This is a genomic window from Sinorhizobium chiapasense (assembly GCF_036488675.1).
Classification (GTDB): Bacteria; Pseudomonadota; Alphaproteobacteria; order Rhizobiales; family Rhizobiaceae; genus Sinorhizobium; species Sinorhizobium chiapasense.
Genome location: NZ_CP133148.1, coordinates 1426110 through 1441833, shown reverse-complemented (window position 1 = coordinate 1441833; position 15724 = coordinate 1426110). Strand labels below are relative to the sequence as shown.

Sequence of the window (15724 nt, the reverse complement as noted above, 5' to 3'; positions counted from 1 at the left end):
CTTCCAGTCAAAGCCATCTAGCTCGCCGGAAGAAGCGGTAGAGCGTGGCACACAGCCCCACAATTACCGCCAGCACGACAAAATAGCCGTAGCGGAACCTAAGCTCCGGCATATCTTCGAAATTCATGCCGTAGATTCCGGCAATCGCCGTCGGAACCGCAAGAATGGCTGCCCATGAAGCAAGCTTGCGCGAGATTTCCGTCTGCTCCGACTGGCCGATCATCAGGCTCGCCTCGAAGGTGAAGGCAAGAACTTCGCGCAAGGCATCGATGTCTTCCTGAACTCGTCGAACATGATCGGTCACATCGCGGAACAGGGGCTGCATCGCCGCGTCCATGCCTGGAAGTTCGAGGTGCTCGTGTCTTCGGCACACATCCACCAGTGGCACCACGGAATTGCGCAGGCGCAACAGATTTCGGCGCAGCAGATAAAGCCGTTCGATATCGGCCTTATCCAACCGGTCGCGCAAGAGCCTGTCCTCGAGTTCCTCGACCTCCGCATGGATCGTTTCGACCACCGGCATGTAGTTGTCGACGATGAAATCGAGGATCGAATAGAGGATGTAATTCTCACCATGGGCAAGTGCTGCTGGTGAGGATTCGCATCTCTGCCTGACCGCCATATAAGAGGTCGATGCCCCGTGGCGAACGGAAATAATGTAACCGCGACCGACGAAAAGATGCGTTTCCCCGAATGCGATTTGATCGTCAGCCATGTGGGCGGTGCGCGCCACGACGAAGATTGCGTCGCCGTAGATTTCCAGCTTTGGGCGCTGGTGCGCCTTTCCGGCGTCCTCGATCGCCAAATCGTGGAGATCGAATTCAGCCTGAACCTGGCGCAGCAGCGCCTCATCCGGCTCGTGCAGGCCGATCCAGACGACGACGTTTTCGCGGCCCCGCCATTGTCCCGCCTCTTCGACCTGAATGTCACGCAGGCGCTTCCCGTTCTGGTAGACCGCAGCAGCGACGACCCCCGGGCGTGTCGCTGGAACTGCCGCGTCGGCCTTCGCCACGCGATCAGCATGACCAGGGAGCGCCGTCGCTTTCGATGCCATTCCTAGACTCCACCTTGCTTTTGCCGCGAAAAAACCGAAGGGCGACGTCATACGCAAACATAGCTTTATTTCAGCACAGGCGCATCCACGATAGAACAATGCGCATGGTGCTTCATCAAACCGCGCAATTGACGCTATAAACGCGTGCGAGTGGAATTTGCCGCATCGCACAACGATTCTTAACTCTTTGAAATGACACAATTCCGGACGGAAAACCGTTGCACACTTTTCCTGGAATTGCTCTAGCATACGGGAAGCGTTCATGAACCAGTTCGATCTCATCGTCGTCGGAAGCGGCCCAGCGGGGCGCAGGGGTGCTATCCAGGCCGCGAAACTCGGTAAGAGGGTGCTCGTCGTCGAGCAGGGCAAGCGCGTCGGCGGCGTCTCGGTCCATACCGGAACTATTCCGTCAAAGACGCTCCGCGAGACCGCGCTCAACCTGTCGGGCTGGCGCGAGCGGGGCTTCTACGGCCGCTCTTACCGGGTGAAACAGGAAATCAGCGCCGAAGATCTGCGCCGCCGCCTTATCATCACTCTCAATCACGAGGTCGAGGTGCTCGAACACCAGTTCGCGCGAAACCGCGTCCAACATATCCGCGGCCGCGCAAGTTTTGTGAACCCGACGACGCTCGAGATCCTCAAGGAGGACGGCGAGAGCATTCCGGTTTCCGCAACGAGCGTCCTGCTCGCCGTCGGAACGAAACCTTTCCGCCCGGACTACATTCCCTTCAACGGCAAGACCGTCGTCGACAGCGATGAGTTGCTCGATATCGAGGAACTGCCGCGTTCGCTGGTCGTGATCGGCGCGGGTGTCGTCGGCATCGAGTACGCGACGATCTTCAGCGCGCTCGACACGCAGGTCACGGTCATCGATCCCAAGACGACAATGCTCGACTTCATCGACAAGGAGATCGTCGAGGACTTCATCTACCAACTGCGCGATCGTAACATGAAGCTCAATCTCGGCCAGAAGGCAGAGAACGTGGAGCGGCTCGAAGATGGTAAGGTTCTGCTTACGCTCGACAATGGCCGCAAGATCACGACGGAGATGGTCTTGTTTGCCGCTGGCCGCATCGGCGCGACCGATGCGCTCAACCTCCCCGCAGCCGGGCTCGCGGCGGACAGCCGCGGACGGCTGAAGGTGAATCCGGAAACGTTCCAGACCTCGGTCCCGAACATCTACGCCGCCGGCGACGTCGTCGGCTTTCCGAGCCTCGCTTCGACCTCGATGGAACAGGGGCGCGTCGCCGCCCGCGTCGCAGTCGGGGCGATTGCCAAGGAGCCGCAGAAATATTTCCCCTACGGCATCTATGCCGTGCCGGAAATCTCGACCTGCGGCCTCTCCGAGGAAGAGGTCAAGGAGCGTGGTATTCCTTACGAATGCGGCATCGCGCGGTTCCGGGAAACGTCGCGCGGGCACATCATGGGGCTTGATGCCGGTCTGCTGAAAATGATCTTCTCGCTAAAGACCCGGCGTTTGCTGGGTGTCCACATCATCGGGGAAGGCGCGACTGAGCTGGTGCACATCGGCCAGGCGGTCCTCAATCTGAAGGGCACCGTCGAGTATTTCGTTGAAAACACATTCAACTATCCGACGCTCGCCGAAGCCTACAAGATCGCCGGTCTCGACGCCTGGAACCGCATGGGCGAAATCAAGACGGCCTAACGCCGCTTTCATGGCTTCTTCTTCAGCCGCCGCTTCGGCGCTTCTTCTTTCACAAAGAAAAAGGCCGCCCTGAAAGGCGGCCTCTTCGAATTCTCGCAGAAGGAACCGATTATTCGGCGCTCTCGTCAGCAGCCTTCTTCTTCGCCGGGGCCTTCTTCTTCGGTGCCGCGGCTTCCTCGCCTTCAGCAGCTTCGGCCTTTGCCGCAGCCTTCTTCTTGGCAGGCGCCTTCTTGGCGGCCGGCTTGCCTTCGGCTTCCTCGTCGTCAGCCATCAGCTCTTCCTTGGAAACCGACTTGTCGGTTACCGAGATTTCGGAAAGCAGGTGATCTACGACCTTCTCTTCGAACAGCGGTGCGCGCAGCGAAGCGGCGGCGCCGGGGGTGTTCTTGAAGTAGTCGAGGATCTGCTTTTCCTGGCCCGGGAACTGGCGCAGCTGTTCGAACAGCGAGCGCTGCATTTCGTCATCGCTCACCTGAACGCCAGCCTTTTCGCCGATTTCGGAGAGAACGAGACCGAGGCGGACACGACGCTCGGCGAGCTTGCGATACTCGGCGCGCGCTTCCTCTTCCGTCGTCTCTTCATCGGCGAAGGTCTTGCCGGCCTGCTGGAGATCGGTGTTGATTTGGCGCCAGATGTTTTCGAATTCGGCGTCGACGAGGCGCTCCGGCGTCTCGAACTGGTAGAGCTCGTCAAGCTGGTCGAGAATCTGGCGCTTGACCTTCTGGCGGGTGACCGAGCCGTACTGGCTTTCGATCTGACCGCGAACGATTTCCTTCAGTTTGTCGGCCGATTCGAGGCCAAGCTTTGTGGCGAGTTCGTCGTTGATTTCGAGCGCAGCGGCGGCGGCGACGTCCTTCACGGTAATGTCGAAGGTTGCTTCCTTGCCGGCAAGGTTTGCGGCCGGATAGTCGGCCGGGAAGGTTACGGTGATCGTCTTTTCGTCACCGGCCTTGACGTCGACGAGCTGCTCTTCGAAGCCCGGGATGAAGCGGTTGGAGCCGAGCACCAGTTCCGCGTCCTCATCCTTGCCGCCGTCGAAGGCAACGCCGTCGACCTTGCCGAGATAGTCGATGGTGACGCGGTCGCCATTGGCGGCCTTGCCCTTCTTGGATTCGTAGGTGCGGGCGCTTTCGGCGATGCGCAGAATCTGCTCGTTGACCTCGTCTTCCGCGATATCGACGACTTCGCGAACAACCTTGATGCCGCTTACATCCTTGAGCTCGAACTTCGGGATAACCTCATAGGCAACCGTGAATTCGAGATCGGCCTCGGCATTGAGGATCTTGTTGGCTTCCGCCTCGTCCTCGGTCATCGCGATTTCCGGCTGCGTTGCCGACTTTTCGCCGCGCTCCGTCAGGATTTCGGTCGGCTTGTCACGAACGATCTCGTTGACGAGATCAGCCATGATCGACTTGCCGTAAACCTTCTTCAGATGCGCAACCGGCACCTTGCCCGGACGGAAGCCGTTGATGCGGACGCGGTCCTTCACTTCGGCCAGACGCTCATTCATCCGAGCTTCCATGTCCTTGGCCGGGATAACGACCTTGAGTTCGCGCTTCAGCCCTTGAGCGAGCGTTTCGATAACCTGCATGTTCAAACCTTCATTTCACGTTGACAGTGCTCTTGCCTCGAAAGGCCTGGCGAGCACGTGAGCCGATCCATTTGCCGGGAGTGGCTTTACGCAATTCCTTGACCGTTTTGCAAGCAAAATGGCACTCCGCCTACCCTCTTCACCGTCGAATTCCGACGTTTGGCTACCTGTTGTCCTGGTGCGGGTAGAGAGACTTGAACTCCCACGCCTTGCGGCACCAGAACCTAAATCTGGCGTGTCTACCAATTTCACCATACCCGCGTTCAGACAACCACACCGCCTGATCGCATTTCCCGCAAGACAACCAGCGGGAGCACCGCGGATATTCTGGACATGCGAAGGGTTCGGGCTTTCCCGAGCGCGGCGTCTCTATATCACTCGTTTATGCCGGATCAAAGAGAAAATGCGCGACCATGCACGCCCGCGTCTTCGCCGTTGCCTTGATTATTCTGAACCAAGAAACCGGCAAGAAAATGAAGTTCCTTCGCGGCGGTGCGCCATCAATAAAGCGGCTCCTCGTACGCCTGCGCCCCATCTATGGAAACCTGCCGGATTTGGGCGCGCCCATCCGGATCCACACGCACGTTGACCGAAAGCGCATGGGTGCTGCGCGCGTTTTCGAGGACACGGCCCTCGCCTTCCGGCACGTAATAGCGCTCGATTCCGTAGTTCGGAAAGAACGTTGGCGGTGGCGCGCCGGACGAGGGATAGTACGAGAACGGCAGCGATCTGATCACGATGCTGTCCGTGGCTTGCGCGAGTGGACCAAACGATGCCTCTACCGGCCCCCAGAAGCCGTCCGGCTGCTCTTTGAGCCGCACGAAGAGCACCGCCCTCGTGGCCTCCTCGGGCAAACCGCCTGCGATGATGTCCGGCGAAATGCGAGAGATATCGTAGCTTAGAGTCACATAGTCACCGCGCAAGAGGTCGCGCGGATCGATAGGCGCACTTCTGAGATGCACATCCTTGCCGTTGCGCAGGATCGAAGCGCGGCTTTCGATCATGTATCCAAGCACGACGGTCTGCAGCACAGCGACCACGAGGGCCGCCACGAAGGGATTGCGCCGGCGCGCGACAAACCAAGCACCGCTCATCGGGAAGCCTCCCCCGCTTGCCCAAGCCTGCGCTCAACTCGGATGACGAGCCACGCCACAAGCGCAACGACTACTCCGGCAATGAGGAAGAATCCTGATGTGCCAAGGATCGATCCAAGCGTCTCGAAAGCCAGATACAATATCTCCGCGGCAAATACCGCGTAGGCCAAGTACCGAACTGCGCCGTTGCGCGCACCGGCAATACCGATGCCTACGAGCGCTAAGGCAAGCAGGCCGACGCCGACGGCGATCTCTGCCCAAGCGCCTCTTGCTTCGCTTTGCAAAGCCACCAGCCCGATGACGGCGACCGCAAACGGATAGAACGAAGGTGCGGAACCAGCCTCGGAAGCCAGGCCATACAGCGGCGATCGCGGCAGCGACGCGAGCAGAAAGGCGATCAAGCCGGCGGCGAAGAAGGAGGTTGCGAGCCAGATCTCCGGGTTGTCGACGTAGAGCGCGCCCAGCCAGGCGACGCCTAGAAGATAAGCCAAATGGCGCGTGCGCCCCGCATCGGTGTAGCGGACCAGCGTGAGCACGATGACCGCCAGGACCGGCACGAGCCAGAAATAGGACTCGACCACCGGAACAAGTCCTCCGCTTTCGAACAGCGTAACAAGAAACGCCCAGGCAAGGCATGCGGCAATCGTCGTGACGGCAGCCGACGCGAAGGCCGCTGCTGACAGGCACGCCCCGGCGAACCACAGAAGCATCGCATCCGCCGCGTCGCCCGACAGATGGTACATCTGGCCGACCAGCGCGATGCCGGCACCAAAGGACATCGTGCCGAGAATGAGCAGTGCCGCGCCAACCGCCTTGGCTCCACGCCCGAGGAAATAGGCAGCCAGAAAATGGAAGAGCCAGATCAAGAGGACGACGCCCGCGACCCTGGCAAGACGCGGCAGCGCTTCCCAATTCGCCGCGAGGAGCAGCAAGAGCGAGGCCGAAAGCAATAGCGCCGCCAGCGCCAACAGGACACGGCCGACGCTGAAAGTGGACTCGCGCGCATCATATTCTGCGAGCATCGCGCTAGCCGACGACTGGGGAAGCAGGCCGAGATCCACCCAGCGCTTCAGATCTCGTTCCATGCGTCCGCGATACATCTCACCTCCGGACCTGTGCCCCCGGCCATGTGGGCGCCATCCCAACGCCTCAGCCGGTTTTAGAGAATAACAAATCAGTAAAAATGGCGAGAGAAAACAATGGGGCGTTCGTTGCTGCCGCGAGATCACCTCACTTATGCGAGCCTGCAACGGGATTGCGCGCGCCGCATATCTTCCATGCATATATTGCACTGCACAAATCGATTTAGGATGGCTATATTCACACCATCCAAGGCGACGAGAGGTGATGAGCCAAACGGACGCCGGCGGGACTGGTCGCCCGCCTCCGGAACCCGGAAAGACCCGAGCGGAAGCTCGATGAATTCGGAGCAGCGTACTCCTCCTCCCAACGCTTCTCCGATAAGATTGGCAACACTCCTCCTCCCGGTTGCCAATCACTTACATGACGCCCGCTGGATCTCCTCCCCCAGCGGGCGTTTTGCTTTGCCCCTCCTGCCTGCCCATTAAGTCGCGAGAAACCTGCCCGATTGCACAATATTGCAGCAGTTTTGCCGTGTTGCGCGCTCAAGGCATGCGTGAAATGCATGGGTGCCATTCGGTGTGCGCCTCTACACAAAACGCGTACCACAGCATATTTTACAACCATCGATCGGGCAGCGCACTCCTCCTCCCAGCGCAACCCGATACGGATTGGCGACACTCCTCCTCCCGGTTGCCAATCAGGACAAGCAACGCCCGCTGGACCTCCTCCCCCAGCGGGCGTTGTTTTTTGCGCGTCTTCACCCGTTTTCAACCCATGCTCCTGCAGCCGTCGGACCGCACCGGCGACGCGGCAAAGCGGCAATCGTTAAAGGCGAGTTAACGGGAAGGTAAAGGATTGCAATTGACGCATGGGTGCGATGCAGCATTGTCTCTGTAACTGCCGATCAAATCGATTATATTTCAAACCATCAGATGACGGCCAGCAAGAGAGACAAAGCGCTGGCAAACGACCCTAGAAAGGATAGGATCATGAACCTCGCACGTTCTTTCAACAACTGGCGCAAGTATCGTCAGACCTGCAACGAACTCGGCCGCATGAGCGACCGTGAACTGAACGACCTCGGCATCGGCCGCGGCGACATTCCCTACGTTGCTCGTCAGGCTGTCAAGTAAGCCAAAGCACGACCACCCATTTCTGGAACGCCCTTCGGTCCCGCCGGAGGGCGTTTTTCTTTCGCCCTGGCCGACGCGTACACGCCGCCGTTTTGCGACTGCGAAAAGTCGCTCGGCGCACCGATCGAGCGCTCATCGGCCGCTCCCTTCTGAAAAAGGCCTTCGGCGCCGGCGCAGCGCAAAAACTGTCGAAAACACAAGAGATTAACGCGTAGTCGAGTAATTTAGCCAACTTTTAACTTGTGACGCGTTTTCGAGCGGCGAGAGCGCGGTGCTTACGAAATCGGCGATGCTCTGCACAAACGCATAGCAGATGCATTTTCTTTGCACTCCATCTTCCAATTAGACAAGCGTATAAGGACCCCAACGACGCAGACAAATCACTGTCGCGACAAACTTATCTTGAGGACACGACGATGAACCCGATTCGCATTGCAAAAAGCTGGATCAACTACCGCCGCACCGTCGCCGAGCTCGGCAATCTCTCGAACCACGCGCTCAGCGATATCGGCATCACCCGCTACGATATCCGCAACATTGCGGCTCGTTCCTTCCGCTAATCGGAGCGAACATCCAATCATACAAGACGGCGCCTGATGGCGCCGTTTTCGTTTCTTCGCAATTGGAACCGGGAGGCGGCTGTGATAGGAAGCCGCCCATGACAGCGAACACTTCCTTTTCCCCCATTCATGTCGTCGGCGGCGGCCTCGCCGGGTCGGAAGCCGCGTGGCAGATCGCCCAGGCCGGCGTTCCGGTAATCCTGCACGAGATGCGCGGTGTGCGCGGCACCGACGCGCACAAGACCGACGGCCTTGCCGAACTCGTCTGCTCCAACTCGTTCCGCTCCGACGACGCGACCAGCAACGCCGTGGGCGTGCTGCACGCGGAAATGCGGCTCGCGGGCTCGCTGATCATGCAGGCTGCCGACCGTAACCAGGTTCCCGCCGGTGGAGCGCTTGCCGTCGACCGCGACGGTTTTTCGGCGGCCGTCAGCGCCGCGATAGACAGTCACCCCCTGATCACGGTCGTTCGTGAGGAGGTCACCGGGCTGCCGCCGAGGGAATGGGATCTTGCGATCATCGCCACCGGTCCCCTCACCGCGCCGGCCTTGGCTGAGGCGATCCGCGAGGAAACAGGCGCCGATGCGCTCGCGTTTTTCGACGCAATCGCCCCGATCGTCTACACCGATACGATCGACATGGATATCTGCTGGCACCAGTCGCGCTATGACAAGGTCGGCCCTGGCGGCACCGGCAAGGACTACATCAACTGTCCGATGACCGAGGAGCAATATAACGCCTTTGTCGATGCCTTGATCGCCGGCGACAAGACCGGGTTCAAGGAATGGGAAGGCACCCCCTATTTCGACGGCTGCCTCCCGATCGAGGTTATGGCAGAACGCGGACGCGAAACGCTGCGCCACGGCCCGATGAAACCCATGGGGCTGACCAACGCGCACAATCCCGCGGTCAAGCCGTATGCCGTCGTACAGCTCAGGCAGGACAACGCGCTTGGCACGCTCTACAACATGGTCGGCTTCCAGACGAAGCTGAAATACGGTGCGCAGGCGGAGGTCTTCCGGCTGATCCCCGGGCTTGAGAAGGCCGAGTTCGCCCGGCTCGGTGGCCTCCATCGCAATACCTATATCAACTCGCCGACGCTGCTCGATTCGACCTTAGCGCTCAAGTCCCGACCGGGCCTACGGTTTGCCGGCCAGATCACCGGTTGCGAAGGCTATGTGGAGAGCGCCAGCATCGGCCTGCTTGCCGGTCGGTTCGCGGCCGCCGAGCGAAAGGGCGAGCCGTTAGTGCCGCCGCCGCAAACGACGGCGTTCGGCGCGTTGCTCAATCACATCACCGGCGGACACATCGTCTCCGACGACGAACCGGGCAAGCGCTCCTTCCAGCCGATGAACGTCAACTTCGGTCTGTTTCCGCCGCTGGAACCGGGCGCGTTGACCAAGCCGGAAGGCGCCAAGCGTTTTCGCGGCAAGGAGAAGGCCCTGGCAAAAAAGCAGGCGACGGCATCGCGCGCGCTCAGCGATTGCGCAAACTGGCTCGCCGTTCCTGCACTGAAGACCGCTTAGTCGCTCGCCTGGGCCGCCTGGGCTGCCGGCGGCTCATCGCTGAATTCCGATTTCGGGCTGAAGCTGCCGAGCAGCCAGAGCGAGACCTCTGCCGCCTCGGCGGCGGTCCGGAACTCGAAGTCGTTATCCAGATAGGCGAAATCCGGAAAGTGCACGATCAATCCGCGTCCGCTGTCGGAACTGTTCACCCGCACCTTGCCCGGATGAATGACGTAGCAGACGTAATGCGTGCCGTGCGATTGGATAAACCCGGCCTTGCCATCGTGCAGTCGAAGAAAGATCGCCTTCCGGTCGATCGTCGAATGCAAGGCGCGGATGGCCTCATCAGGGAAAGCGCGGCCAAACTCCACCATTGCCAAGCCCGCGTCAGGATTGTCGAAATCCCGTTCGGCACGGGCGTTCATCCTGATGTAGAACGCTCCGACGGCGACGACCACCACGATGAGCAACAGCCACAACATCACACGGGCCCCTTTTGGACGGCATGAATCCAGTCGCTCCTGCCTATACGATGTGAGACTTGCGCCAGCTTGACCAAATGCAACTCCAAGCCCGGCTCAGAAGCGCTTGCTCCGGGTCGCGCGCCACATTCGCCATTGCCGCTGCCATTGGGGCGGCTGGATAGGCTGCTCAAGGAGACGCGCTCCCGCCTTTTCCGCCCGGTCGAACACCGGTTCGGCCAATGCCACCGGAAGGAAGGCGAAGAAATTCTGCGAAGAGATCGAGCCGATGCCTTGACGCGCCTTCGTAAGATGATCCCTGCCCAGGCCGCAGAATGCCTGGATCGCCCTATCGACGGCATGGCTGTCGCCGGCGGCCAGAAAAGCTTCCCGGTCTAACCCTGTCGCGCGCAGGAGATCTGCAGGAAGATAGACCTGGCCGCGCCGGTGATGAATTGGCATAAGCAAGAGGAGGCCGGCGATCGTCTGCGCGACACCGGCATGCCCGGCGGCCTCAGCCGATTTCGCCGCGTTCGACGGATCAAGGATCAGCGAAGAAAGCTGGATGAGGGCAGATGCCGTTTCACCGGCGTAACCTTCCAGCGCCGACCTGTCCTGCATCGGATCGTCGTAAAGATCGAAAATTCGCGCATCGATCATGTTCTCGAGCACTGCGACGGGCAGATGATGTTCGCGGACGCATTGCAGAAGCGCCTCCGCGAGCGGATGCCCCTCGCCGCTCGATTGCTCGTTCGAGAGAACGTCACGCCACCATTGCAAGCGAATTTCGCCCGGTAGCGGCTCGTGTATCAAGTCGCGCACCCGGGCGATTTCCGCGTAGAACGCATAGAGAGCCGCAAGCGACCGTCGCTTCTCAGGTGGGGAAAGCAGGCAAGCCAGGTAACGATCGCGATCTGTGTCCCGCAAGGTTGCGAGAATCTGGGTATCGGCCTCTTGCACGCACAGCTTCCTTCGAAATCACACCGCGATCAGGGCCGCGGCGACAGCACGCGCTTCGGCGAGCATCACGTTATAGGTTCTAACCGCCGCCCCGGTGCTCATCGGATCGGAGGAGATGTTCTGCGCTCGCAAGGCCGCTTTCAGCTCCGCCGGCAAGGGGCGGATTTCGCGACCCGTCCCCACAAGCAGCACTTCGATCTCACGCGCTTCGTCCAGCACACGCTTGAATTTGTCCACAGAAAGCGGATCACCCTCAACCACGTCCCACGCATAGATACCGGACGGCAACATGAGGACCGAACCGCGGTGAGACATGTCGGCGAAGCGGAAGCCGCCGTTTCCATAAGCGTCTATCGGCGCCCGCCCGGGGAAGTGCGCTTCGCGAATTTCGATGCCTTTTGCCATTGTCAGGCCGTCCCTGTTGCCGTGTTCGCCGGCTCATCGTCACCGCGAGCGGGACTCTGCCCGCCCTTGGCCCGGCCGCCTCGGCGGTTGAAGAGTATGAGAACCGGGCCAGCGATATAAATCGACGAGAGCGTTCCGACAACCACACCGAAAAGCAACGTCATGGCGAAAGAGCGAAGCAAGCCGTCGCCGAACAGATAGAGCGCTGCAAGCGCCAGTATCGTCGTTACAGCCGTCAGAACGGTGCGCGAAAGCGTCTGGTTGATCGACGCATCGATCAGTACCGAGAGCGACATCCTTTGATAGCGCACGTAATTCTCACGGATGCGATCGTAAATCACGACGGTATCGTTCAGCGAATAGCAGACGATGGTCAGCAAAGCGGCAATGCTCGCAAGATTGAACTCGGTACGCGTGACGACAAGAAAGCCAACGGTCAGCAACACGTCATGCACGGTTGCTATCATCGCGCCGAGCGCAAATCGCCATTCGAACCGGATCCAGACATAGAGCAGAATGGCCAAGACCGCCGCACCGATGCCGAGGCTGCCGGCTCGCGTCAACTCGTCGGAAGCGGCCGGCCCGACAACCTCCACCCGACGAAAGGTGTATTGATCCTCCAGCTCAGCGCGCACCAATCCGATCGCGGTTTGCTCGGCATTGTCACCGGCCTCCTGTGAGGGAACGCGGACGAGGACGTCTCGTTCCGTGCCGAGTTCTTGAACCCGGACTTCCCCGAGGTTCAACTCGTCAAGACGAGCCTGGATATCCGTGCTATCGGCGACACCGGACTTCGCCCGAAGCTCGATTATCGACCCGCCCTTGAAATCCGCCCCAAAGTCGGGGCCTAGGCTGACCAGCAAGATGAGCGAAGCAAGCGATAGCGCTGCCATCAGGATGAAGACCGGATTACGGATCGCCATGAACCGAAAGTCCGCCTCGCTGAAGAAGCCTGTGCGGATGCCCCTCGGCAATCGCTGGGGCCGGCGGCGGCGATACCATCCGCGGACCAGACGGCGAGTCAGGCTGTGGGCGGTCAGGATCGTCGTCACGCTTCCGATCGCAAGCGTCACGGCGAAACCGCGAAAGGCGCCGGAGCCGAAATAGAAAAGAATGGCCCCGGCGATCGCCATCGTCAGGTTGGCATCGACGATGCTGCTGAAGACTCGTGAAAAGCCGGTGTCGAGCGCCTTTCGCAGCGGTCCGGGACCGCGCGCCTCCTCGCGAAGGCGCTCGTAGATGAGAACGTTCGAGTCGACCGCCACGCCGATCGTGAGGATGATCCCCGCAATCCCCGGCAAGGTCAAAGTCGCGCCGATAAGGGAGAGCGCCGCAATGATCAGCACCACGTTCACGATGACCGCGACCACCGCGATCGCGCCAAAGAAGCCATAGAACGCGATCATGCACGCTGCGACAGCGAGCGCGGCGATCATGCCGGCCTTGAGCGCGCTTGTAATGGCGTCAGTTCCGACACCGGGGCCGACGGTACGCTCCTCGACCACGGTGAGGTTCGCCGGTAGCGGTCCCGCGCGCATCAAGGCGGCGAGGTTCTTAGCACCGTCCTCGGACAAATTTCCCGAGATCCGGCCGACGTCGCCTGTAATTGCGTCGGCGAGCGCTGGTGTCGACACCACTTGCCCGTCGAGCACGATCGCAAACTGCCGTCTGGAATCGGCTTCCAAAAGCGGTGTTATGCGTGCCAGCGCGTCGGCGCCGAGCTTGAAACTGACGACTGGATCTCCGGTTGTCGGATCGTAATCGGGTTGCGCCTCGACGAAATCGTCGGCCGCGACGAATGCTCGTCTTTCGACCAGATAGGGAACCGGCGGATCGTCGAGCGAATAGAGAATTTCACTTGCCGCCGGCGGCCGTGCATCGACAGCCTGCTGTACCGGCATCGATGGATCGAGCCACCGGAAGGTGAGCTCGGCGCGCTGGCTGAGGAGATCCTTCAGTCGTTGCGGATCGTCCAATCCGGACACTTGAACGACGAGACGATCGTTTCCGCGCCGCCGTATCGACGGTTCAGCAATACTGACTTCGCCAATACGTCGGCGAACTACATCGATGGCTTCGGTCACCGCCGACGCCACCCTAAGGTCGATCCCCTCGTCGGTAAGCCGCAGCCGAACCGCCTCGCCCTGCTCCGCCCCTTCCGAAACCAGTTCTTGAATCTGATTCCGAATGAGGCCGGCGCTATCGACGGGAGCGGTCAGCTGGCGCAATGCATCGCGCGCGACCGAGACCTTCGTCGCATCGCGAACCCGGAACTGGATCGCCTGGCCGCTGCCGGACAGGCCCATATAGGCGATATCGGCATTCCGGAGCGCTTTGCCGATTGCGTCGATCGTGGTTTCGAGCCGTTCCGCGATGATGTCGTCGCGGACCACCCTCAGCGTGAAGTCGGAACCGCCCTGGAGATCGAGCCCGAGCGGTACCTGCCGTTGCGGCAACCACGCGGGCCATTCCGCAAGCTCTTCCCTGGAGAACAGATTCGGTAGAGCAAAAACAAAACCGGCCAGGACGACGAGCCAGATGATCGCGTTTTTCAGCGGCGAGAACTTGGGCATGCTCTGAATGCTCCATTCGCCGGCTCTGCCGGTTGCGGTTCGTGCCCGGATTATTCCTTGACCGGTTCGCCCTTTACGCGAACTTCGGAAATCCCGCTGCGGACGACGCGAACCTTGATGCCATCGGCGATCTCGACTTCGAGTTCCGCATCATCGACCACCTTGGTAACCTTGCCAACGATGCCGCCACCGGTGACTACCTGATCGCCACGACGAATGTTCTTCAACAACTCTTCGCGACGCTTCATCTGCGCACGCTGCGGCCGGATGATCAGGAAATACATGACAACAAAGATCAGGAGGAAGGGCAGAATGGACATCAAAATGTCTGCACCGCCCGCGCTCGGGGCACCGGTCTGCGCAAAAGCTTCGGTAATGAACATCGATCGCTCCTTGAGTTCAAGTTGCGCGGATCTTCCCCGCGCGAAATCCGCCGGAATATAGGGACGCAATGCCGCGACGCAAATCGGCGGCCCCCTATCCGTTTCACCTGCCTCTGACACAAATTCCGCGGGAGGAGAACCCCCCGAGCACTCGTGCTTGGCCTTTTCCAGCGCAAACCGTCGTGCTACCGGAAAAAAGCTGCCGCGCGGTTTCCTCCACGGACACTTTCCGGAGGTAAACCGTACGGCAATTCAATGAATTACAAATATGCGAAGCGCCAGGTGGAGCGCCGAGTGAATACCGGAGACAAGCAGATGCAGGAAAACAAGATCGACGTACTGATCAACGAGATGCAGAAGCTTTCGGCGGCTATCGAACGGATCGCGGGCCCGGCGCCTGCCGTGAACGACTGGAGCCAGGCAGAATGTTTCGTCTGGGCGCCCGTTAGTCGCCACCTGCAGGCGGTGGCGAAGCCTAACCGCATCGACCTCACCCTGATCACGGGGGTCGATCACGTTCGTGACATCCTTTTCGACAACACGCTTCGTTTCGCCGAAGGTTATCCGGCCAACAACGTGCTCCTTTGGGGCGCGCGCGGCATGGGCAAGTCTTCGCTGGTCAAGGCGGTCCATGCGCGGGTCGCACGCGAAACCGGCGCGGCCCTGAAACTTGTCGAAGTGCACCGCGAAGACATCTCGACTCTGCCGGTACTGATGGAGATCCTCAAGGCGGCGCCGATGCCTGTCATCGTCTTCTGCGATGACCTTTCCTTCGACCACGACGACACCTCATATAAGTCGCTGAAAGCAGTTCTCGACGGCGGTGTGGAAGGCCGCCCCGCCAACGTTCTGCTCTACGCCACCTCCAACCGCCGGCACCTGTTGCCGCGCAACATGATGGAAAACGAACAATCGACCGCGATAAATCCATCGGAGGCGGTCGAGGAGAAGGTCTCGCTGTCGGACCGCTTCGGCCTATGGCTGGGTTTCTACAAGTGCAGCCAGGACGATTACCTGGCAATGATCGACGGATACGCCCGTTACTACGATCTGAGCGTCGAGCGAGAGATGCTCCATGCAGACGCGCTGGAATGGGCAACGACGCGGGGATCGAGATCCGGCCGCGTCGCCTGGCAGTTCATTCAGGATCTGGCCGGCCGGCTCCGCCGGCAGCTCGACGATCCGGCATAGCTTCGGCTAACTTTTTGAAACTACGCAGTTCCCGAGCAGAGAGCCGTTACACATTTTGGTAAGGC

Annotated in this window: 14 protein-coding genes and 1 tRNA gene; 5 read left to right on the top strand and 10 right to left on the bottom strand. The window is 60.2% G+C overall.

The window, feature by feature from the left end; genetic code table 11:
• Positions 1-7: 7 nt before the first annotated feature.
• Positions 8-1318: a magnesium and cobalt transport protein CorA gene (locus RB548_RS06940; protein WP_331374226.1), complete on the bottom strand. Its 1311-nt coding sequence runs from the start codon at positions 1316-1318 to the stop codon at positions 8-10.
• On the opposite strand from RB548_RS06940, the gene sthA reads away from it, so the two are divergent.
• The gene (sthA, locus tag RB548_RS06935; RefSeq protein WP_331374225.1) at positions 1317-2720 is read left to right on the top strand and encodes a Si-specific NAD(P)(+) transhydrogenase; all 1404 of its coding nucleotides are present in this window, start codon (positions 1317-1319) and stop codon (positions 2718-2720) included. The two genes, RB548_RS06940 and sthA, sit on opposite strands and share 2 nt — an antisense overlap.
• Before the next feature lie 109 nt (positions 2721-2829).
• Here the strand turns inward: sthA and tig are convergent, their stop codons facing one another.
• The 4 genes from tig to RB548_RS06915 form a co-directional block, all read right to left on the bottom strand.
• Complete coding sequence (gene tig / locus RB548_RS06930; protein ID WP_331374224.1) at positions 2830-4311, bottom strand: trigger factor; 1482 nt, start codon at positions 4309-4311, stop codon at positions 2830-2832.
• Between the two features lie 176 nt (positions 4312-4487).
• Positions 4488-4572 (bottom strand) — tRNA-Leu (locus tag RB548_RS06925).
• A gap of 239 nt (positions 4573-4811) precedes the next feature.
• Positions 4812-5405: a GDYXXLXY domain-containing protein gene (locus RB548_RS06920; protein ID WP_331374223.1), complete on the bottom strand. Its 594-nt coding sequence runs from the start codon at positions 5403-5405 to the stop codon at positions 4812-4814.
• Positions 5402-6505 carry a DUF2157 domain-containing protein gene (locus RB548_RS06915; RefSeq protein WP_331374222.1) on the bottom strand — a complete coding sequence of 368 codons (1104 nt, stop codon included), beginning with the start codon at positions 6503-6505 and terminating at the stop codon, positions 5402-5404. Before RB548_RS06915 ends, RB548_RS06920 begins: the two co-directional genes overlap by 4 nt.
• Positions 6506-7477: 972 nt before the next feature.
• On the opposite strand from RB548_RS06915, the gene RB548_RS06910 reads away from it, so the two are divergent.
• The 3 genes from RB548_RS06910 to trmFO all read left to right on the top strand — a co-directional run bounded on the left by RB548_RS06910 (position 7478) and on the right by trmFO (position 9707).
• The gene (locus tag RB548_RS06910) at positions 7478-7621 is read left to right on the top strand and encodes a DUF1127 domain-containing protein (RefSeq protein WP_280732995.1); all 144 of its coding nucleotides are present in this window, start codon (positions 7478-7480) and stop codon (positions 7619-7621) included.
• A 416-nt stretch (positions 7622-8037) separates the two neighbouring features.
• Positions 8038-8181, top strand: coding sequence for a DUF1127 domain-containing protein (locus RB548_RS32135; RefSeq protein ID WP_408642400.1), 144 nt, complete (start codon positions 8038-8040; stop codon positions 8179-8181).
• A gap of 98 nt (positions 8182-8279) precedes the next feature.
• Positions 8280-9707: a methylenetetrahydrofolate--tRNA-(uracil(54)-C(5))-methyltransferase (FADH(2)-oxidizing) TrmFO gene (gene trmFO, locus RB548_RS06905; RefSeq protein ID WP_331374221.1), complete on the top strand. Its 1428-nt coding sequence runs from the start codon at positions 8280-8282 to the stop codon at positions 9705-9707.
• Here the strand turns inward: trmFO and RB548_RS06900 are convergent.
• The 5 genes from RB548_RS06900 to yajC all read right to left on the bottom strand — a co-directional run bounded on the left by RB548_RS06900 (position 9704) and on the right by yajC (position 14468).
• Positions 9704-10168 (bottom strand): hypothetical protein, encoded by a 465-nt coding sequence (locus tag RB548_RS06900; protein WP_331374220.1) that lies wholly within the window; start codon positions 10166-10168, stop codon positions 9704-9706. The genes trmFO and RB548_RS06900 overlap by 4 nt on opposite strands.
• Positions 10169-10264: 96 nt before the next feature.
• Entirely contained in the window at positions 10265-11107 is an 843-nt protein-coding gene (locus RB548_RS06895; RefSeq protein WP_331374219.1) for a phytoene/squalene synthase family protein, read from the bottom strand.
• 18 nt (positions 11108-11125) lie between these two features.
• Complete coding sequence (locus tag RB548_RS06890; protein WP_331374218.1) at positions 11126-11512, bottom strand: Mth938-like domain-containing protein; 387 nt, start codon at positions 11510-11512, stop codon at positions 11126-11128.
• A gap of 2 nt (positions 11513-11514) precedes the next feature.
• Positions 11515-14085, bottom strand: coding sequence for a protein translocase subunit SecDF (secDF, locus tag RB548_RS06885; protein ID WP_331374217.1), 2571 nt, complete (start codon positions 14083-14085; stop codon positions 11515-11517).
• A 50-nt stretch (positions 14086-14135) separates the two neighbouring features.
• On the bottom strand, positions 14136-14468 hold the full coding sequence (yajC, locus tag RB548_RS06880) for a preprotein translocase subunit YajC (protein WP_136504516.1): 333 nt from the start codon (positions 14466-14468) through the stop codon (positions 14136-14138).
• Positions 14469-14783: 315 nt separating this feature from the next.
• On the opposite strand from yajC, the gene RB548_RS06875 reads away from it, so the two are divergent.
• Entirely contained in the window at positions 14784-15659 is an 876-nt protein-coding gene (locus RB548_RS06875; RefSeq protein WP_331374906.1) for an ATP-binding protein, read from the top strand.
• The last annotated feature ends 65 nt before the right edge of the window (positions 15660-15724 follow it).